The sequence below is a fragment of the Sulfuriferula plumbiphila genome, assembly GCF_009938015.1.
Taxonomy (GTDB): Bacteria; Pseudomonadota; Gammaproteobacteria; order Burkholderiales; family Sulfuriferulaceae; genus Sulfuriferula; species Sulfuriferula plumbiphila.
In genome coordinates this window covers 3,173,560-3,193,421 of record NZ_AP021884.1, presented here as the reverse complement: position 1 = coordinate 3,193,421, position 19,862 = coordinate 3,173,560, and the positions used below count along the sequence as shown (strand labels likewise).

22 protein-coding genes and 1 pseudogene are annotated in these 19,862 nt (G+C 59.3%); 16 read left to right on the top strand and 7 right to left on the bottom strand.

The window, feature by feature from the left end:
* Window positions 1-14 precede the first annotated feature (14 nt).
* Window positions 15-302: a co-chaperone GroES gene (groES, locus tag GZH91_RS16385; protein WP_147070885.1), complete on the bottom strand. Its 288-nt coding sequence runs from the start codon at window positions 300-302 to the stop codon at window positions 15-17.
* 916 nt (window positions 303-1,218) lie between these two features.
* Here groES and GZH91_RS16380 point away from each other — a divergent pair.
* From GZH91_RS16380 to GZH91_RS16370, 3 genes are read left to right on the top strand one after another with little or no spacing between them, the layout of a single operon-like run.
* Window positions 1,219-1,911: a Fic family protein gene (locus GZH91_RS16380; protein ID WP_147070882.1), complete on the top strand. Its 693-nt coding sequence runs from the start codon at window positions 1,219-1,221 to the stop codon at window positions 1,909-1,911.
* Entirely contained in the window at window positions 1,911-3,224 is a 1,314-nt protein-coding gene (bioA, locus tag GZH91_RS16375) for an adenosylmethionine--8-amino-7-oxononanoate transaminase (RefSeq protein ID WP_147070880.1), read from the top strand. Before GZH91_RS16380 ends, bioA begins: the two co-directional genes overlap by 1 nt.
* 56 nt (window positions 3,225-3,280) lie before the next feature.
* Window positions 3,281-4,030, top strand: coding sequence for an MBL fold metallo-hydrolase (locus GZH91_RS16370; protein WP_147070878.1), 750 nt, complete (start codon window positions 3,281-3,283; stop codon window positions 4,028-4,030).
* Window positions 4,031-4,108: 78 nt separating this feature from the next.
* Here the strand turns inward: GZH91_RS16370 and GZH91_RS16365 are convergent, their stop codons facing one another.
* Window positions 4,109-4,906 carry a S1 family peptidase gene (locus tag GZH91_RS16365; protein WP_198415340.1) on the bottom strand — a complete coding sequence of 266 codons (798 nt, stop codon included), beginning with the start codon at window positions 4,904-4,906 and terminating at the stop codon, window positions 4,109-4,111.
* Between the two features lie 149 nt (window positions 4,907-5,055).
* On the opposite strand from GZH91_RS16365, the gene GZH91_RS16360 reads away from it, so the two are divergent.
* From GZH91_RS16360 to dacB, 13 genes and pseudogenes are all read left to right on the top strand, one after another.
* Window positions 5,056-6,336: a nucleotide sugar dehydrogenase gene (locus GZH91_RS16360; protein WP_147070876.1), complete on the top strand. Its 1,281-nt coding sequence runs from the start codon at window positions 5,056-5,058 to the stop codon at window positions 6,334-6,336.
* Window position 6,337: 1 nt separating this feature from the next.
* Window positions 6,338-7,372 (top strand): NAD-dependent epimerase/dehydratase family protein, encoded by a 1,035-nt coding sequence (locus GZH91_RS16355; protein WP_147070875.1) that lies wholly within the window; start codon window positions 6,338-6,340, stop codon window positions 7,370-7,372.
* A 97-nt stretch (window positions 7,373-7,469) separates the two neighbouring features.
* Entirely contained in the window at window positions 7,470-7,967 is a 498-nt protein-coding gene (locus GZH91_RS16350; RefSeq protein WP_147070874.1) for a LapA family protein, read from the top strand.
* Between the two features lie 42 nt (window positions 7,968-8,009).
* Window positions 8,010-8,351 carry an FMN-binding negative transcriptional regulator gene (locus GZH91_RS16345; RefSeq protein ID WP_232522194.1) on the top strand — a complete coding sequence of 114 codons (342 nt, stop codon included), beginning with the start codon at window positions 8,010-8,012 and terminating at the stop codon, window positions 8,349-8,351.
* Between the two features lie 52 nt (window positions 8,352-8,403).
* Window positions 8,404-9,051, top strand: coding sequence for a glutathione S-transferase family protein (locus tag GZH91_RS16340; protein WP_198415339.1), 648 nt, complete (start codon window positions 8,404-8,406; stop codon window positions 9,049-9,051).
* A gap of 176 nt (window positions 9,052-9,227) precedes the next feature.
* The gene (locus GZH91_RS16335) at window positions 9,228-9,578 is read left to right on the top strand and encodes a type 1 pili tip component (RefSeq protein WP_147070872.1); all 351 of its coding nucleotides are present in this window, start codon (window positions 9,228-9,230) and stop codon (window positions 9,576-9,578) included.
* A gap of 18 nt (window positions 9,579-9,596) precedes the next feature.
* Window positions 9,597-9,809, top strand: a pseudogene (locus tag GZH91_RS18475) (DUF488 domain-containing protein); the annotation flags it as partial.
* 521 nt (window positions 9,810-10,330) lie between these two features.
* Window positions 10,331-11,266 carry a PDC sensor domain-containing protein gene (locus GZH91_RS16325; protein ID WP_147070871.1) on the top strand — a complete coding sequence of 312 codons (936 nt, stop codon included), beginning with the start codon at window positions 10,331-10,333 and terminating at the stop codon, window positions 11,264-11,266.
* Between the two features lie 303 nt (window positions 11,267-11,569).
* Window positions 11,570-11,878, top strand: coding sequence for a DUF202 domain-containing protein (locus GZH91_RS16320; RefSeq protein WP_147070870.1), 309 nt, complete (start codon window positions 11,570-11,572; stop codon window positions 11,876-11,878).
* A 260-nt stretch (window positions 11,879-12,138) separates the two neighbouring features.
* On the top strand, window positions 12,139-12,681 hold the full coding sequence (locus GZH91_RS16315; protein ID WP_232522193.1) for a DNA-deoxyinosine glycosylase: 543 nt from the start codon (window positions 12,139-12,141) through the stop codon (window positions 12,679-12,681).
* Window positions 12,682-12,752: 71 nt separating this feature from the next.
* Window positions 12,753-13,055, top strand: coding sequence for a DUF1840 domain-containing protein (locus GZH91_RS16310; RefSeq protein WP_147071044.1), 303 nt, complete (start codon window positions 12,753-12,755; stop codon window positions 13,053-13,055).
* A 52-nt stretch (window positions 13,056-13,107) separates the two neighbouring features.
* A complete protein-coding gene (locus GZH91_RS16305; RefSeq protein ID WP_223264478.1) occupies window positions 13,108-14,064 on the top strand; it encodes a DMT family transporter in 957 nt (318 codons plus the stop codon).
* On the top strand, window positions 14,021-15,538 hold the full coding sequence (dacB, locus tag GZH91_RS16300; protein ID WP_223264477.1) for a D-alanyl-D-alanine carboxypeptidase/D-alanyl-D-alanine endopeptidase: 1,518 nt from the start codon (window positions 14,021-14,023) through the stop codon (window positions 15,536-15,538). Before GZH91_RS16305 ends, dacB begins: the two co-directional genes overlap by 44 nt.
* Window positions 15,539-15,820: 282 nt before the next feature.
* On the opposite strand, the gene GZH91_RS16295 is transcribed toward dacB, so the two are convergent.
* The 5 genes from GZH91_RS16295 to GZH91_RS16275 all read right to left on the bottom strand — a co-directional run bounded on the left by GZH91_RS16295 (window position 15,821) and on the right by GZH91_RS16275 (window position 19,837).
* Window positions 15,821-16,279: a hypothetical protein gene (locus GZH91_RS16295; RefSeq protein ID WP_147070869.1), complete on the bottom strand. Its 459-nt coding sequence runs from the start codon at window positions 16,277-16,279 to the stop codon at window positions 15,821-15,823.
* Between the two features lie 159 nt (window positions 16,280-16,438).
* The gene (gene ubiD, locus GZH91_RS16290) at window positions 16,439-17,911 is read right to left on the bottom strand and encodes a 4-hydroxy-3-polyprenylbenzoate decarboxylase (RefSeq protein WP_147070868.1); all 1,473 of its coding nucleotides are present in this window, start codon (window positions 17,909-17,911) and stop codon (window positions 16,439-16,441) included.
* The gene (gene rfaE2, locus GZH91_RS16285) at window positions 17,908-18,405 is read right to left on the bottom strand and encodes a D-glycero-beta-D-manno-heptose 1-phosphate adenylyltransferase (RefSeq protein ID WP_147070867.1); all 498 of its coding nucleotides are present in this window, start codon (window positions 18,403-18,405) and stop codon (window positions 17,908-17,910) included. Before rfaE2 ends, ubiD begins: the two co-directional genes overlap by 4 nt.
* 272 nt (window positions 18,406-18,677) lie before the next feature.
* Window positions 18,678-19,247 (bottom strand): BON domain-containing protein, encoded by a 570-nt coding sequence (locus tag GZH91_RS16280; protein WP_147070865.1) that lies wholly within the window; start codon window positions 19,245-19,247, stop codon window positions 18,678-18,680.
* Complete coding sequence (locus GZH91_RS16275; RefSeq protein WP_147070862.1) at window positions 19,247-19,837, bottom strand: phosphoheptose isomerase; 591 nt, start codon at window positions 19,835-19,837, stop codon at window positions 19,247-19,249. The genes GZH91_RS16280 and GZH91_RS16275 overlap by 1 nt, the downstream gene beginning before the upstream one ends.
* Window positions 19,838-19,862 lie beyond the last annotated feature (25 nt).

The window sequence follows — 19,862 nt, the reverse complement described above, 5'->3', positions numbered from 1 at the left end:
TTTGGCAGGCCGGATTATTCGACGATGCCCATGATGTCTTCCTCGCGCATCACCAGCACTTCTTCGCCGTCCAGCTTGACGGACTGGCCGGCATATTTGCCGAACAGCACGCGGTCGCCGACTTTCACATCCAGCGCGCGCACTTTGCCGTCGTCACTGACTTTGCCCTTGCCCACGGCAAGCACTTCGCCCTGGTCGGGTTTTTCGGTGGCGCTATCGGGAATCACGATGCCGGAAGCGGTCTTGCGTTCTTCCTCCATGCGTTTGACAATCACGCGGTCGTGCAGCGGACGAATTTTCATTGCTCTATCTCCTGGAAAAAATCGCTGAATCAAGGGTTGCGTCAGTGGCTGATACAACCCAAAAACGGATTCAGCCGAGATTGCTGTTAGCACTCTTGGCTGAGGAGTGCTAATAATAGGGGCATAAGGTGGCAATTTCAAGGCGTAACTGAAAACTTTGCGTTACAAAGTTTTAATAAACTATCAAATGCCATCGAACTGATATATTGATTGCCTCTATTCGACTATCATTTTGTTATTCATTACCAATGAATTGATAGTTCATGAAAATCCCCAGCACGCCTCCCTCCATGGCCGATCTCATGCCGGGTGTGAGGCCGCAACCGTGCTGCATTTGCTGACAGCAAAGTCCGTCAACACGATGCAGAGCGCTTACCTGCACTGGGACGAGTTGCGCTATCGCACACCACCACAAGGCATATCTGTCAGCGAGTGGTGGCTGGCGATCAAATTTGGGTGTATCAATTTGGCGCGCACGCTACCATTCCTGGACCAGGTCGGCCAGCCGTTCAGCTTATGTACTGGCCGAGCCGGTGTTGAAAAGTCTGCGCTTCGTGGATAGGAATGCGGGTGGGGCGGTGTGGGTAGACGGCCCGGTGGTGAATGCGACGCAGCGTGACCGCTATCTGGTCAGCGCCTTGATTGAAGAGGCCATCACGTCCAGTCAGCTGGAAGACGCCTCCACCAGTCGTCGCGTGGCAGAGGAAATGCTGCGTACTGCGCGCAGGCCCAGAGACACTGCGGAACAAATGATCTTCAATAATTTCGCCACCATGCAGCATGTCCGCCAAATCGCGAACGAGCCCTTATCGCCGCAAATGCTGTTGAATTTACACGCCATGTTAACCAGCCGGACACTGCAAAACCCTGCTGACGAAGGCCGGCTCAGGCAGGATGACGCAGTCAAGGGGGTGGAATCGATGGTGCAATACTGCACACGCCGCCCGCCGCTGCAGAGTTGCCGGAGCGGCTTATCCGTTTATGCGCGTTCGCCAACGGCATGGAAGCCGACGAGCCGAATTTTCATCCGCTCATCCGGGCCCTGCTGCTGCATTTCATGTTGGCTTACGATCGCCCTTTTGCGGAAGGCAACGGGCGTGCTGCCAGGGCATTGTTCTACTGGTCCATGGTGCGGCAGGGCTATTGGTTGATGGAGTTGGTGTCCATCTCCAGCGTGTTGCGCAAAGCGCCAGCGCAATATGCGCGCGCATACCTTCACACCGAAACCGACGCTGGCGATACGACCTACTTTATCCTGCAGCAACTGAATGTCATCGAGCAGGCGCTCGACGCGCTGAAAACCTACGTGCAACAACGTGGACAGGAAACCCGGCAGTTGGAACAAACGCTGCATAGTCTCGGCTCGACTGTGGATTTGAACTTGCGCCAGCTTGCCTTGCTCGCAGGTGCGCTCAAACAGCGTTCCAATCGCTATACGGTGGAAAGCCATCGGCGCTCGCATAACGTAGCATACGCTACAGCGCGAGCAGATTTGCTGGCTTTGGCCAGCCTGGGCCTGCTGGAACAGCGCAAACGCGGGCGTGCATGGGAGTTTTTGGCGCCGGCGGATTTGCCTGAGCGCATGACGCGTCTGGGAGCAGAGAAATAATGAACAATCACGATTGGCTTGCGCGCAGCCGCACCGCCGTCTGGCACCCCTGCACGCAGATGAAACAACTGGAAGGCTTCCCGCCGGTGCCGATTACGCGCGGTGCAGGCGTGTGGCTGTACGACTTCGAGGGGCAGCGTTATCTGGATGCGGTGTCGAGCTGGTGGGTGAATCTGTTCGGTCACTGCAACCCGCGCATCAATGCCGCGCTGCGCGAGCAGTTGGAACAAATCGAACACGTCATGCTGGCTGGTTTTACGCACGCACCGGTGATTGAGCTATCGGAGCGACTGGCGCGCCTGACCGGACTGGGCCACGCGTTTTACGGCTCGGATGGTGCGTCGGCGGTGGAAATCGCGCTCAAGATGAGCTTCCATTACTGGCGCAACAGCGGCCAGCCGGGCAAGACTGAATTTGTCAGTCTGCAAAACAGTTATCACGGCGAAACACTGGGTGCGCTGTCGGTCACCGACGTCGCCCTGTTCAAGGACACCTACGCGCCGTTGTTGCGCCACAGCGTACAGGTTCCCAGCCCGGACTGGCGGCTGGCCGAGCCGGGAGAATCACCAGAGCAATATGCCCTGCGCGCGGCCGAATCACTGGAAAACCATCTCGCCAAACACCATGCGGCCACTGCCGCACTGATTGTCGAGCCGCTGGTGCAGGGCGCCGCGGGCATGGGCATGTACCATCCAGCCTATCTCAGGCGCGCGCGCGCGATCTGCGACCGCTACGGCGTGCACCTGATTGCGGACGAGATCGCCGTCGGGTTTGGACGCACCGGTACCATGTTTGCGTGCGAACAGGCGGGCATCCGGGCGGATTTTATCTGTTTGTCCAAGGGTATTACCGGCGGCTATTTGCCATTGTCGGCGGTGCTGACCACGGATCAGGTTTATGCTGCGTTCTACGACGATGCCACCGCGCGCGGCTTTTTGCATTCCCATTCCTACACCGGCAATCCGCTGGCCTGCCGTGCAGCACTGGCGACGCTGGACATCTTCGAACAGGACGATGTGCTGGCGACCAATCAGGCCAAAGCGATATATTGGGATCGCATTGCGGGGCCATTGCGTGAACATCCGCGTATCCGGAACTTGCGGCGTACCGGCATGATCATGGCGTTTGAAGTGGATCAGGCGCGCGCCGGTTTTGCCCGGCATTTTTATCACGCCGCGCTGGCACGCGGGCTCTTGCTGCGTCCCATCGGCAACACCGTATATTTTATGCCGCCTTACGTGATTAGCGAGGAGGAACTGGAAATGCTGGTAACGAACACCATATGCATATTACAAGCGGCGCCCGGCATTTAGCCAATGGTTGCGCTGATGTGGGCATAACACAGACCTTTTCATTGCACGGAGGCGATATGATTTTCCGACAGTTGTTTGAACCGGTTTCCAGCACTTATACTTATCTGCTGGGCTGTGAGGAGACTGGCCAGGCGCTGCTGATTGATCCGGTATTGCCAACCTGGCAACGCGATCTGGCCGAGATCAACGCACTCGGGCTCAAGCTGGCTTACACCATTGATACACATATCCACGCCGACCATATCAGTGCGGCGCGCAAGCTCAAGCAGGAGGCAGGCAGCCGCATTGCCCATCCGGCGCTGGATCAGTTGTCGTGCGCCGATGAATTGCTGGAGGACGGCAAGCCGTTCACGGTAGGAGGCATCACGCTCGCTCCCCTGCATACTCCAGGCCACACCGATCACCATTTTGCCTATGCCGTGGAGGGGCGCGTGCTGACCGGAGACGCTTTGCTGATTGACGGCTGCGGCCGCACCGATTTTCAGAATGGCGATGCGCCGACCTTGTACCGCAGCGTGCATGACAAGCTGTTCACGCTGGCGGAAGATACCCTGGTGTACCCTGCGCATGACTATCAGGGACGACGCGTGTCCAGCATCGGCCAGGAAAAAACCCGCAATCCGCGCCTGGGCGGCAATAAGCCGCTCGCTGAATTCGTCGAGATCATGGCCAATCTGAAGCTGGCCTATCCCAAATTCATTGACTATGCGGTGCCCGGCAACCGCGAATGCGGGCAATGCCCGTCCGGTGTGCCGGAGGATCTGCAGCAATATTGCGAGCAGGTACGTGTCAGCCGGCAGGGTTGATGATGGCTTCGAGGCTGAAATGGGCGGTTGCGTCACTCCGTACTCGATACGGAATGACGCCGTTTTGGTTGTTCTCCGTCAATTAGCTGCCTGCAGCCCCGCCTGCTGCATCAGTGCCCGCACATAGCGGCTGGGAATGGCGTAGGAAATGGCGCTGGGATCTTTCAGCACGTTTTCCTTGGTGCTTTTGATGAAGGTGCTATTGACGGTGCCATACACCAGCCCGGTCTGCGGATCGTATAGCGGGCTCCCGCTGTTGCCGGGGTAGGAGATGCCATCCAGCTGAAATATGCTGAACGGATCCGCTTCCCGGCGCAGGGTTTTGGCGTCCAGATAACGCGCATTCGGTGCGGGACGCACGATAGGGGTAATCGCGGATATGCCGGCACGGATGGAGGCAGGATACAGCCCCAGCACACTGCCAATCGGGAAGCCGGTGAAATACATCTCCCAGCCTTCCTGCACGGCATCCGAGTCGCCTATTTTCAGCACCGGCAGCGGCGTGCCGGAAAATTTCAGCAACACCACATCGTGTGCCGGATCGCTCACTTCCACCTGCGCCTGGCGAAACTGGGTGGCCTCGCCCTCACCGATAAATATGCCGAGCACTTCTTTATGGTTGAGGTCAAGCAGCTGCTTGACCACGTGATAATTGGTGACCACATGCAAGCCGTCGCCTACCGCATAGCCGGTGGCGCGAAACTCTCCGCGCGGGGAACGGGCGGGTTCATAGGTGCCCACTGCAACCACGGCGCGCTTCACCTTCTGGATGGTTTGCGGCAGCGTGTCTGCCTGTGCGCTGAGCAGGGGCGACGTCGCCACGGCTACGATGCTGACCAGTATCACGTGCAGTCCGTGCAGGATGATCCGTTTCATTGTGCTCCCCTCTTCAGGCCAGAACAGGCATGATGCCTACAAGCCAATGATTTGCAAAGCCCCGCGCTTTCGGGGCTGCTCAAGTTTCAGTAGAATGCCTTGGCACAGAAATGGCTTCGGGTCGCGCATTACAATTCAGGGAGAAGGGCATGAGTGTTGTTGCAGTTGTGGGTCTGGGTTACGTGGGACTGCCGCTGGCGGTGGAATTCGGCAAAAAAATGGAGACCATCGGCTTTGATCTTTCCGCTGCCAAGGTGGAAAGTTACAAGACCCACTGCGACCCCACTGGCGAGGTTTCGACGGATGAGCTGAAAGCCGCCGATAAACTGACGGTGACCACCGATCCCGCCCAGCTTGCCCGCGCCGACTATATCATCGTCGCAGTGCCCACCCCGGTGGGCGATGCGCACCAGCCGGATTTCTCGCCGCTGATCGGTTCCAGCACCTCGGTCGGCCGCCACCTGAAAAAAGGCGCAATTGTGGTGTACGAATCCACGGTTTACCCCGGTGCCACCGAAGAAGTATGCGTGCCCATCCTGGAGCGCGAATCCGGCCTGAAATGGAAGCAGGGCTTCCACATCGGTTACTCGCCCGAGCGCATCAACCCCGGCGACAAGGAACATACCCTTACGACCATTTTGAAAGTGGTGTCCGGCGACGACGCGGACACCCTGGAAAAAGTCGCACAGCTGTACGAGCTGGTGATCAAGGCCGGCGTGCACCGCGCCAGCTCGATCAAGGTGGCCGAAGCCGCCAAGGTGATCGAGAACACCCAGCGCGACCTCAATATCGCGCTGATGAATGAACTTGCCATCATCTTCGACCGCATCGGCATCGACACCCTGGAAGTGCTGCGCGCCGCCGGCACCAAGTGGAACTTCCTGCCGTTCCGCCCCGGCCTGGTGGGCGGTCACTGCATCGGCGTTGACCCGTATTACCTCACCCACAAGGCGGAAATGCTCGGCTACCATCCCGAGGTGATCCTGGCCGGCCGGCGCATCAACGACGGCATGGGCAAGTTCATCGCCGAGCAGACCGTCAAGCACATGATCAATACCGGCAGCCCGGTGAAAGGCCGCAACATCCTCGTGCTCGGCCTCACCTTCAAGGAAAACTGCCCCGACCTGCGCAACTCCAGGGTGATCGATATCATCAGCGAGCTGCAAAGTTACGGCGCCAACGTGATCGTGCACGAACCGCTGGGCGAGCCCGCCGAGGCCAAGCACGAATACGGTGTGGACCTGACCCCGTGGGCCGATATCCCCGAGGTGGACGCGATTGTCGCCGCCGTCGCGCACCAGGAATATCTCAGCCAGCCGTTGGCCGGTCTCACCGCCAAACTCAAATCCGGCGGCGTGTTCATCGACGTCAAATCCGCCTACGACCCAGCCGCCGTGCAAGCCGCCGGTTACGTGCTGTGGCGCTTGTAGCATGAGCCGCTACGCGGAAGTCTGCGCGCAGCTCCGGGATGCGCCGAAAACCTGGCTGGTCACCGGCGTGGCCGGTTTCATCGGCTGCAACCTGCTGGAAAAACTGCTCCAGCTCGACCAGCGCGTGGTCGGCCTGGACAGCTTCGCCACCGGCCACCGCTACAACTTCGACAAGGTGCAGGCCAGCGTCACCCCCCGACAATGGACACGCTTCAACTTCATCGAAGGCGACATCCGCAATCCGGACCACTGCCGCGCTGCGTGCAATGGCGTGCACTACGTGCTGCACCAGGCCGCGCTGGGCTCGGTGCCGCGCTCGCTGGAAGACCCCGTCACCACCAACGGCGCCAACATCGACGGCTTCCTCAACATGCTGGTGGCCGCGCGCGATGCACAGGCAAAACGCTTCGTCTACGCCGCCTCCAGTTCCACCTATGGCGACCACCCCGGCCTGCCCAAGGTGGAAGACCAGATCGGCAAGCCGCTCTCCCCTTACGCCGTCACCAAATACGTCAACGAACTGTATGCCGACGTGTTCTCGCGCAGCTACGGCTTCCACACCATCGGGCTCAGATACTTCAACATCTTCGGCCGCAGGCAGGACCCCGAGGGCGCCTACGCCGCCGTCATCCCGAAATGGGTCGCCAGCATGATTGCCAATGAGCCCGTCTACATCAATGGCGACGGCGAAACCAGCCGCGATTTCTGTTACATCGACAACACCATCCAGGCCAACATCCTGGCTGCCACCACCGACAACCCAGAAGCGGTGAACCAGGTCTACAATGTGGCGGTGGGCGACCGCACCACGCTGAACGAACTGTGCGAGCACATCAGACGTTTACTGGCAGCGCGCTTTCCGCACCTGGAAAACTTCAAACCCACCTACCGCGCTTTCCGCGCCGGCGATGTCAGGCATTCGCTGGCGGATATTTCCAAGGCACAGCGGCTGCTGGGGTATGAGCCGACGCACCGGCTCGGAGAAGGGCTGACCGAAGCGATGGACTGGTATGTGGGAGATTTGGCGGGAGAGTAAGGCGCTGGTAGAGAGACGAGATGGGATCAGGGCAATCGCGGATATACCGCGGCTGCATGCAGCGTTAGTCCGGAATCGATAAGGGAGGATGATTCATATGAAAGTTCGTACATTGTTTTTGCTGATTGTGCTGGGCGCAACGGCCGTTTTCGCGGCGCTCAACTGGAACGCTTTCATGGCGCCGGCCACCCTCTCCTTGGGATTTGCCTCGGTTCAGGCACCGCTCGGATTAATCATGCTGGGTCTGTTGATCCTTCTCACGGCGTTTTTCCTGATTTTTGTGGTCTACCTGCAGACATCGGTTCTTTTCGATACACGCCGCCATGCACGCGAACTCCAGGCCAGCCGGGAGCTTGCGGACAAGGCTGAAGCCTCGCGCTTGACCGAATTGCGCGCATTTATGGAGAGCGAACTGAAGCGGCAGGCCGCGTTGGATGCGGAATCGAGGGCGGCGGTACTGGCACGACTGGATCAACTCGATCATGATTTGCGCGCTGCGGTGGAACAATCGGGAAATACGGTCAGCGCATACATCGGTCAGCTGGAAGATCGTCTCGACCGAGGGGCGCATGGCCTGGCTCCGCGCCCGCTATGAATTAACGAGTAAGCAGTAAGCGCTTGCCCGGCGGTGGATCACTTGCGCGGCATCCCCCGGCGCATTGAAGGCGAGTCCGTGCTTGCAGAACCGGTTGAGCAGCTCACCCAGATCCATGAATCGCACATGACCAGTCCATGGAAGCCTGACCTTGCGGGTGAACGGCGCACAACACTGCTCAACATGATTGTGGGCTTCGAAATCGAAATCACCGACATCCAGGGTAAGTGCAAACTGAACCAGAATCGCCCGCTTGAAGACCGGCAGCGTGTGGTTAAAGCATTGAGCCAATCACGCAATCAAACTGAGACCGCAGTTGCAGCACGCATGTCGGCTGCAACTGATGTGACAGGCCGGTTAGACAGGCAAGGTGAAAATATGTGAACATGGGTAGCCTGACCCCAAGCATCCTCCGTCAGGCCTGAAATAGGAGGGTATGATGTTGATCCTGCATGACTTGGAGCGATCGGGTAATTGCTACAAGATTCGCTTGTTTCTCTCTATTCTCGGAATCACGTATCAAAAGATTCCCCTGAATACCAGCGCTGGCGAAAATCAGCGCCCTGAATTTTTGGCATTAAATCCGCGCGGGCAAGTCCCTGTGCTTGTCGACAACGGGTTGCCTATCTGGGATTCCACCGCCATTCTTGTTTACCTGGCCCGCCAATATGGCGGAGAAACATGGTTGCCTGTTAGCCCCCTTCCCATGGCGAAGGTCATGCAATGGTTAGCCTTGGAACAGAACGAGGGGCGCTACGGGCTTGCCCGCTCACGGGCTATTAAGCTCAATAATCCGACTGTCTTTGCACGAACAGGTAACTTGGAGGACAGCCAGGCACTGGGTAAGATCGCCCTCGCTGTTTTGGAAAAACAGTTGGCCGAAAGTGCATGGCTTGTTGCAGAGGCAGGGGGTCCCACCATTGCCGATATCGCCTGTTATCCCTACGCGGCGTTGGCACCGGAAGGGGGGATAAGCCTGGCACCCTTTGCTGCCGTTGGAATCTGGTTGGACCGAATGCGCAGCTTGCCCGGGTATGTCGGTTTGCCGGCAGCAGCAGGAGCGGGTAAGCGGTCGGGGACATAGGTAACAAGGTGGTGTGGCGGTCGGCATTTCACCGGTTTTTTCCCTGAGCGCCCGGCAGTCCCAAGTGCGCGATGATGCATGAAACCCCGGGGGGATACTCCCGTCGCTGAATATGGCTTTTAAAGCTGGATGCTATATTGAGCGCAATGGAAACGAATGCATAGCGGAAAGAGGTCATGAATATTACGGACTTGATGAAGGAATGGGAAAACTCGGCAAGTGGCCATCTGACAGCAAAGGAATATCGCATCCGGCTCCCGCTTCACGATGCGGCGAAGATCGCAGCGCTGGTCGAGATGTACCCGCGCCGCAATGAAACGGCCATCATTACCGAGTTGTTAACGGCTGCACTGAACGAGCTTGAGCGTGCCATGCCTTATATTCAAGGCAGCAAGGTGATTGCCCGGGACGATCAGGGCGATCCGATTTACGAAGACGTTGGGCCTACCCCCCGATTTATTGCCTTGAGCAGGAAATACCGGGTGGCGCTGGAACAAGACTTTGGAGAGAGCACAGAATCACCCTGAAGCTTCGTCTACGAAGCGCCGGGCGCACAGCACGGCATGCGCGTTCTTATTGAAAGCTTGTGGCCGCGAGGTCTGGATAAACAGCATGCGAAGGTGGACGAGTGGCTAAAAGAAATCGCCCCGGGCACGGAACTGCGCAATTGGTTGGCTCACGACCCGCCAGGTGGGCCGAATTCCAGACCCGTTACAAAACTGAATAGGCCGAAAAATCCGCGCTGCTTGCCCAGTTAAAACAGATGACCCCGAGAGGCACAATAACGCTGGTTTTCGCGGCGCAGGATGAGCAGCACAACAGCGTGATTGTTTTGAAGCGATATATGGAACAATACCCTCCCGACAGCGCATGCTGCACCGGCCGGCGCTTGGCCGCGCTAATGGCCGGCGGACTCGCAACCTGCACGCAATGAGGCGATGGCGCGCCTATCTTGAATAGGCTATACGCTCGCAGAGATCAGCCGCAGGTCTGCATTACGCTACGGTGAGCCGCATTAGACTTGTGTCAGGGCAATAGAAGACAAAACACCATAAGGAGCGGTACGGTCATCGGTTTGTCACCGCTTTGCGTCATGCTGCATGCATGACAATGTGCCTGCAACTGCAATTGAAGCTAATGGCTGCCGCAGGCCAAAGGGATGCATTTGGAAACCCTTTGCCAACTCACAGTATCTAAATGGCCGCCCGGCCCATGAGTATCCTGGATACGTGGCCGTTGCGAAAACTTTTTAATCACGCGGGATATGATTTGCAAGCGCATGAAAAATTCATGGAAAGAGAATATCTATCTGCAACGGGAAGAACTGGCGCGCAAGCTGCACGAACCGCTGGCGCACCTGGCCGAACAATGCATCCCGGCATGGGGTGAGCGCGAGCAACTGGATGCGATTCTCGCGCAAGGCTTTGCCAGCATTCCCTATTGTGCATTCCTGTACTGCCTGAGCACCGACGGTATCCAGATTTGTGACAACGTTGGTCAGGCGGGACTCGCGCCGGAACATTTTGGACGCGACCGCTCCCAGCGCCCGTACATGAAGGAAGCCGTGCCGGCGTGGGGATTTCTGCTCTCCGATGCTTACATCAGCCTGGTGGGGCACCGGCCGTCGCTCACCGCCCTGCAGATTGTGCGCGCGGATTCCAGCACGCTGGGCTATCTCGGTGCCGACTTTGACCTGCGCGATCTGCCGGTGACGTCAGAACTCTACGAAGAGCCTGGCTATTGGCGACAGGTGAAGGGTGATCCGGCAATTCGCGGCACGGTGTTTCAACAATGCCGAGTGGAAAGCCCCCTGGACAGCAATCTGGAGCAGGCATTATCCATCCTCGAGGAACTGCTGACGCTGCGTGGCGTGTTTCAATGCCAGATACACTTTTCCAGCAGCCAGGTCACCATCTGGACCGTGGACGACCCGTTCCGTTATCGCATTCTGGATCACGAAGCACTGAGCGATCCGGACATCTGTCTGGTGTTCCCGTCCCGTCCCTACCCGAACGATGCGACCATCCCGCAGCACAATATCGCTCGGATTCTGGGCATCATGCAATCCCTGCGTTTCGCCGATCCAACCATTTATCTGCGCACGGCCTCGATCAACATTTTCAACGGCATGGTCAGCCTGACCTTCTCCTGCGATGGATCGCACTACATGCCCTATGTTGAATTTCTGCTGAAGGATACGTCATTCTGGTTTTGAGCATGATTCGGGGGGATGATCGGCACATGAACACCGGATTCCCCGTTTTGGCACATGTGGCCGTTTTCAACAACGATTCCGCAATACGCCATGAATGTTACTGGCGGTAATTTCGGGGTCAATCCTGTTCCTGCCTCAGGCACGTTCAATCCCCGCTAAGCCCCACGCACTGGTCAGCGCGTTTATAATGGCTGCCCATGGCGCCTGACAGCACATTCAACCTCGTTCCCCGACCAGCAGTGTTTCGTACCGCCTGGCGGAGAGCGCTTCATTTCAAACGTTCTTCAAGGAGACCCAGGCAAGATGGAACAAAGCCATTATTCACGGTTTGAAACAGCAGAGCTGATTCTGCGGGATCAATTGGCGATTGATCGTACGCTGTTAGCGAATGAACGAACCTTCCTGTCATACCTGCGCTCGGGCGTCGCATTGCTCATTGCCGGCGTATCGATTATCCATTTCTCACACCAGGGATGGTTTACCGCGGTGGGATTTTTCTGCCTCCCGAGCGGGGTCCTGACAGGCATATTCGGCTTCTGGAGATTCCGCAAAATGAACAATGCCATTGCGGTTGTCCGGGTCGGGCTGAATAACATTTCGGCGGCAGATTAACCCATCAATTGACCTCTCCCGAGGCGCTGTTCGCCTGGCTGGCAGAAATTGCATCCGGCCTGGCTACCGCATGGGACTGTGCAAAGCGGTAGCGGGCAGGCCGCGCGCGATCTGGCAATGACCCGGTGGAACCGGTGGGCGACAGAACCCGCGCGCTGCGCATGCCCCACGGCGGGTGGCATGGCCGTTGTCATTGCGAACGATATGAATCCGGGCTATTTTGAAAAACCTGCGAACGCATCGTGAACGATGCACTCTATATGCAATTGTCAAGCCGCGCTGCCATGCCCTACGTCCACAGCTTCCCCCCGATTGCGGATGCGCAGGCGCGCGTGCTTATCCTGGGCAGCATGCCCGGGAAAATTTCATTACAGGCGCAGCAATACTATGCCCATCCGCGCAACGCGTTCTGGCGCCTATTGGGTGAGCTGGTTGGTGCGCGTGCCGAGTTGCCGTACGCGACCCGGTTGCAGATGCTGAAATCCAGCGGCATAGCGCTATGGGACGTGCTTCAGTCATGCGCGCGGGAGGGCAGCCTGGATTCCGGTATTGACGATGCTTCAATCATTGCCAATGACTTCGCATCGTTCCACCTGGCGCATCCAGATATTGCCCATATATTCTTCAATGGTGCCAAGGCTGAAGCTTGCTACCGCAAGTATGTGCTTGCGGGCCTCAGCAACCAGTCCGGCGCGCTGCAATATCAGCGTCTGCCTTCTACCAGCCCTGCCCATGCCTCTTTGTCCTATGCGCAGAAACTCAAGGCATGGGAAATCGTAAAACTTAAAGCGCAGGGTTTGTAATCAGGTTTGCCTGTGTGCCGCAGGATATAATGAGTCAATCTCAAGTCAAAAAAACCTTCAAGGACGCCATCATGCTCATCACCTTTCACACCGACGCGTATGCCGATATCACCATGTTCGGCGATGTCGCACTCAACCTGCTCAAACTGATGGGGCACAGCGCCACGGTACCAGGGGCTATATTGGCTGCCGATGTGCCCGCTGCGCTGGAGCGGCTGCGTGCGGGCGTTGCCGCGGCAGTGCCGGAATCTGGTGACGCGGCGGGCAACGACGCCGACGAGCAGCCGGTGAGCCTGGCGCACCGCGCCTTGCCGCTGATCCAGTTACTGGAGGCGGCGGTGGCGGCCAAATCCGATGTGATGTGGGATCAATAATGGCGTCTGTCAGCCTGTCCGACTGTCAATTCAGATCGAACAAGGAGAGCCCATGACTCAAGCACGCAACCCCGGGCGTAACGCGGGCATGCTGGCCTTGTTGCTGGCTGCCGTGCTGTGGGGCGGGATGTTTCCGGTGGCCAAGTCGGCGCTGGTGACGCTGGATGCATTCTGGCTCACGCTGATTCGCTATGGCAGCGGCGCGCTGTTGTTTGTGGCTTTGCTGGCGGCAATCGAGGGACGCGCCGCGCTGCGCCTGGAGTCGCGCACACTGGCATTATGGCGCTATGGGTCGGCGGGGTTTGCCGGGTTCAGCATTCTGGCGTTTCTCGGGCTTGCGCGCTCGCAGCCTGAGCACGGCGCCATCATCATGGCGCTGATGCCGCTATTGGGCGTGCTGGTCAATGCGCTATGGCGCGGGGTGCGACCCACGCCATTGAATATGGCGGCAATTGCGCTCGCTCTGGGTGGCGTCGTGCTGGTGATCACCAAGGGGCACCTGGGCGCGCTGCTGCACGGTGGTGAAGCGGTGGCGGATTTATTGATCCTGGCCGGTGCATTGTGCTGGGTAATCTACACGCTGGGCGCGCAGGATTTCCCGGGCTGGTCACCGCTGCGCTACACCGCACTGAGTTGCCTGATGGCTGTGCCCAGCATTGCTGTCATTACCCTGCTGGCCACGCTGGCGGGCATAGCGCAAGTGCCGGCAGTGGGAACGCTGGCCGGACTCGCCAACGAGCTCATCTACCTGATCATGCTCGCCGGCGTGGTTGCGGTACTGGCGTGGAACATGGGTATCAACACACTCGGCGCGGGCGGCGTGCTGTTTATCAATTTTGTGCCGGTCACCGCACTGATCATCGGCTGGTTGCAGGGACATCGCCTGAGTGCCGCAGAACTGACCGGCGCGCTGATTGTCATGGGTGCGCTGGTGCTGGGCAATCTCGGCCGGCGGCCTGTGGCGCGTGCGCCAAAATCCAGCCTGTGTCGTTGCGGTGCAGGTGAATAACCGCGCTATCGCGCCGGTCGGCAGGATGCCGAACGCCATGCCGCATCTGTCCCTGCGCGCGATTATGTTGCGGCTCCAGCTGTTGATTGTATTGCTGGCGTGGAGCACTGCGTGGGCGGGCAATGACGCCTTGCCGCAACCGGTGCAGGCCGCACTGCGCCAGGCCGATATTCCGGCCGGCCATGTCGGCGTGGTGGTATGGGAGACGGGCAAGCCTGGGCCGCTGCTGACGCATGGCGGCGCGCTGTCATTCAACCCCGCATCCACCATGAAGCTGGTTACCAGCTATGCCGCGCTGGAACTGCTGGGCCCCGCCTATACCTGGAAAACCGAGCTGTATACCGACGGCAGCCTGGTCGATGGGGTGCTCACCGGCAACCTCTACATCAAGGGTTATGGCGACCCGCAACTGACCCTGGAGCGCTTCTGGCTGCTGCTGCGCGAGTTGCGTAGCCGGGGCGTGCGCGAGATTCGCGGCGACCTGGTACTCGATCAGAGTTATTTCAGCCTGTCCGACGCCGACCCGGCGCGCTTCGACGGTGAGCCGCGCCGTGCTTACAACGCTGTACCCGCCGCGCTGATGGTGAATTTCAACAGCACCATGCTGCGCCTCACAGCGCTGTCTGGCGGCGTGGCTGCCTACGCCGATCCGTTGCCGCCTGGCATGCGCCTGGTCAACAAGCTGCAGCTCGACAACACGCCGTGCGGCGAATGGCGCGACCGTATCGATATCGAATGGCTGCCCGACAACGGTAATAGCCGCCTGGTATTGAACGGCAGCTACGCGGCGGCGTGCGGCGAGAAAAGCACTGCGTTCAATCTGGGCGACGCCAGCGCAGCGGTGGCTGATGCATTTGGCACGCTGTGGCAGGAATCGGGAGGGCGCCTTGCCGGCAGCTGGCGCGTGGGCGAGGTGCCTGCCAGCGCCCAGCGCCTGATGGTGTTTGAGTCGCCGCCGCTGGCTGATGTGGTGCGTGGCCTCAACAAGTTCAGCAACAATGTCATGGCGCGCAGTTTGTTTCTGAGCCTGGGCGCGGTACGCGGCGGCGCGCCCGGCACCACGCAGAAATCGGCTGATGCGGTACGCAACTGGCTGGCAGGCAAGGGCCTGCATTTTCCCGAACTGGTACTGGAAAACGGATCCGGCCTGTCGCGCATCGAGCGCATCAGCCCGCACAGCATGGCGCAATTATTACTGGCAGCATACAGCAGCCCGATATTCTCCGAGCTTGAATCCGCGCTGCCCATCGCCGCCGTGGATGGCACCATGAAATCGCGCGACAAGGACACTCCGCTGGCCGGTCATGCGCACATCAAGACCGGCACGCTGGAAGGCGTCAAAACCATCGCCGGTTATGTGTCCGACAAGGCCGGACGGCGTTTTGTGGTGGTATTTTTTATCAACGACACGAATGCGGCGGCAGGCGGCGCGGCGCAGGATGCGCTGCTGGAATGGGTATATGGCGGGCGCTAATCAGGCCGCCTGAAGTTGCTGGCGCGCGGCTGCAGGCGCGCAGTCAAATCACTGTCCTGGCTGTAAGTCAGCTTGTAGATACTGTCCGATCTTTACGGGAGGGTGAGCGACTGCTGCAAAAATCCACATCACTGGTTCAAGGCCCAAGGGCGCAATAACCAAAGGGCATTGCGCCGCATGAGCTGGAGTGGGCAGGAGATTTTTAGGCCATCGTCCCAAGCCCACACCCGGGAAACCAGCATTCCGGAACGGCAAACCCCTTAAGTAATGGGCAGACGCAATTCAGTCGTCCTGGTGTCCTTTGCCATGGCCATGGTCTCTCCCATGACCGTGGCCGGGCTCGTCGGCATAGCCGCGTTTACCATGGTTTTCATGATCACGTTCTCCGCCTCTGTCACCATGATCCTCACGATAGTGCGGCACATACACCTCGTTGTACCAGTCATCCTGCACGAAATAGACCGGCCGCCCGCAGGCATTGTATTCATGGCAGTGTTTGCGCCAGTGTTTGGCGTGTCCGGGCGGCACATGCAGATAAATCGGGCGCGGGGCGACACCGACAGGAAGGCGCTGGATCACGATGGGCTCCGGATAGATTAGCAGCGGTTGGGGATAGTTGTTGCCAATGTCGATACGGCCATAAAAACCCGGCTGACCGATACTGACCGAGACGCCGACATCGGCAGCAAGCACCGGGCTGGCCACGATGGCCAGGATTGCTGTAAGCAGGAAGCGTTTCATGTGTGAACTCCTTTATCAGGAATTGTTATGCAGCGTTGCAGCCCGTCAACTTAACGACGGGATAGGATAAGCATAGCGCAGTTGTTGCGTATATTTAGGTGTTATGTCAGATATGCGCCGGTTCGATATTCGCGCCTTGATGGTGAAATGCTCTCGTGCTCAGGCCCTGCCCAGGCCGAGTTCGTCCCATATCGCATCCACGCGCTGTTTCACGTCGGCATCCATAATGATCGGCGTGCCCCATTCGCGGGCGGTTTCGCCCGGCCATTTGTTGGTGGCGTCCATGCCCATCTTGCCGCCCAGGCCGGATACCGGGCTGGCGAAATCGAGGTAGTCAATCGGGGTGTTTTCCACCAGCAGCGTATCGCGCACCGGATCCATGCGCGTGGTGATCGCCCAGATCACTTCTTTCCAGTCGCGGATATTGATATCGTCATCCACTACCACGATGAACTTGGTGTACATGAACTGGCGCAGGAAACTCCACACGCCGAACATCACGCGCTTGGCGTGGCCGGGGTAGCTTTTCCTGATGCTGACCACGGCCAGGCGGTATGAGCAGCCTTCCGGCGGCAGGTAGAAATCGACGATTTCGGTGAACTGCTTTTGCAGCAGCGGCACGAACACTTCGTTGAGCGCCACGCCCAGCACGGCGGGTTCGTCGGGCGGCTTGCCGGTGTAGGTGCTGTGGTAGATCGGGTTGTTGCGCAGGGTGATGCGTTCGATGGTGAACACCGGGAAGCTGTCCACCTCGTTGTAGTAGCCGGTGTGGTCGCCGAACGGGCCTTCCTGCGCCATTTCGCCGGGATGGATGACGCCTTCCAGCACGATCTCGGCGCTGGCAGGCACCTGCAAATCGCTGCCGAGACATTTCACCACTTCGGTCTTCGCCCCCCTGAGCAGCCCGGCGAACTGGTACTCGGACAGCGAATCCGGCACCGGCGTGACGGCGCCGAGGATGGTGGCCGGGTCGGCGCCGAGCGCGACGGCGACAGGAAACGGCTGGCCCGGATTCGCCAGCTGGAATTCGCGGAAATCCAGCGCGCCGCCGCGATGCGCCAGCCAGCGCATGATGACCTTGTTGGGCGCGATGACCTGCTGGCGGTAGATGCCCAGGTTCTGGCGTTTTTTGTGCGGGCCGCGGGTGACGGTCAGTCCCCAGGTGATGAGCGGCCCGGCGTCGCCCGGCCAGCAGGTCTGGACGGGCAGGCGCGACAGGTCCACGTCGCGGCCCTCCCAGACGATGTCCTGGCACGGTGCGCTGCCCACTTCCCTGGGCGCCATGTTGAGCACCTGCTTGAATACCGGCAGCTTGTCCCAGGCGTCTTTCAGGCCTTTGGGCGGTTCGGGTTCTTTCAGCAAGGCCAGCAGTTTTCCCACTTCGCGCAGCGCTTCGACCGAGTCCTCGCCCATGCCCAGCGCCACCCGGCGCGGCGTGCCGAACAGGTTGGCCAGCACCGGCATGCTGTGACCCTGTGGATTCTCGAACAGGATCGCCGGGCCGCCCGCTTTCAACACCCGATCACAGATTTCGGTGATCTCGAGCCTGGGGCTCACTGCGGCGCTGATGCGCTTCAATTCGCCGATTTTTTCCAGTTGTGCGATGAAGTCGCGCAGGTCGCGGTATTTCAAGAGGTCTCCCGGATGCGGCTGAGTGTCGCCGTGGTCGAGGTGGAATGCAAAAACGGAATGGAATGCACCTGTCCGCCCCAGCCCAGCACTGCGCGGCCGCCAACGATGGCCTGCACCGGCCAGTCGCCGCCTTTGACCAGCACATCGGGGCGAATCGCGAGGATGAGGTCGAGCGGCGTGTCGGTGTCAAAGCTTGCCACGGCGTTCACGCTGGCCAGCGCGGCGAGCACGGCCATGCGGTCGGCAAGGGGATTGATGGGACGATCCGCGCCCTTGTTCTGGCGCCGCACCGAATCATCCGAATTGACCCCGACGATCAGCGCCGCGCCGAGCGCGCGGGCTTGCGCCAGGTAGGTGACATGTCCGCGGTGCAGGATATCGAAGCAGCCGTTGGTGAACACCAGCGGGCGCGGCAGACGCGCGAGCAGGGCGGGCAGCGTTTGCGGTGTGGCAATCCTGGCCTCGAAATCAGGCAGCGGGTAAACGGATTTCAACGGTTAGGGCTCGTTCATGAATAACCTGGACTTACGCTGGGGTCGCTTTGGGCGCAGCCCAAGGCGCGAGACGCGCGGTTGTGTCATTCACAACAAGCGGCTCGCAACGCCGGGATGCGCCCAAAGCGACCCCAGCCTGAAGGGTTGCCGTGTATTCGGGCGTCTGCGGCGTTGCAAAGCTTGCGAATGGAATAACCATTCGCCGCGCTTCGCGCCTTGCATCCATCCCGAATACACGGCAACGTAAGTCCAGGTTATTCATGAACGAGTCCTTACTGAACAATCTGGAAAATCTTGACCACTTTGCGCACGCCGCTGGTGGTGCTGGCGAGCTGCGCGGCGTCCTCAGCCTCTTGTGAGGTGACCAGGCCCATCAGATAGACCACGCCGTTTTCAGTGACCACTTTGACGTAGTTGACCTGGAAGCGCTTGGCGTCGAGAAAGCGCGCTTTGACCTTGGTGGTGATGTAAGCGTCGTTGCTGCGCGAGGAGAGCAGGGACACCGGCCCCACCACGGTTTCATTGTATACCTTGCGCACATTGCCCACGCCCTGGGCGATGTCGGCGATTTTTTGTCTGGCTTCCGGCGTCGGCACTTCGCCGGTGAGCAGCACGTCGCGATTAAAGCTGGTGACATTGACATGCGTATCTTTCGGATAGGCTTCACCGATGCGGCTGCCGGCGCGCAGTTCGATTTCCTGATCTTCGATGTAGGTGCCCGAGCTGCGGCGGTCCGCCGCCATCAGTGCGCCTGCGCCGATACCGGTTGCGACCAGCGGTACGCAACCCTGCAATTGCAATAGTGCCAAACCCAGTGCGGCGACAGTCAATATGGTGCGCATTATTCGACTCCTAAAATGAGACAATCGATCCCATCGCACAGGCAGTGGATGGTGAGCAGGTGGACTTCCTGAATCCGTGCCGTGGAAGTCGCAGGTACGCAGATGTGGACGTCATCGTCACGCAGAAGTTCGTCTATCTGCCCGCCGCCGTTGCCAGTGAGCGCCACCACGCGCATGTCGCGGGCGTGAGCGGCACGAATGGCCTCGATCACATTGCGCGAATTGCCGCTGGTGGAAATCGCCAGCAGTACGTCGCCCGCGTGACCCAGTGCGGTGACCTGTTTGGAGAAAATCTGGCTGAAATCGTAGTCGTTGGCAATCGAGGTCAGAGTCGAGCTGTCGGTGGACAACGCAATCGCGGCCAGACCGGGGCGCTCCATTTCGAAGCGGTTGATCAGCTCCGAGGAAAAATGCTGCGCGTCCGCCGCCGAGCCGCCGTTGCCGCAGGACAGGATTTTGCCGTCCGCCAACAGGCACTCGCTCATGTGTTCTGCTGCCAGTGCGATGGGCACGGCGAGCGCATCCATGGCGTCCATTTTGAGGCGGGCGCTGTCGCCGAAGTGTTCAGATATGCGTGCGATTAAGTCCATAGGCTAAATTATGACACACGCCATG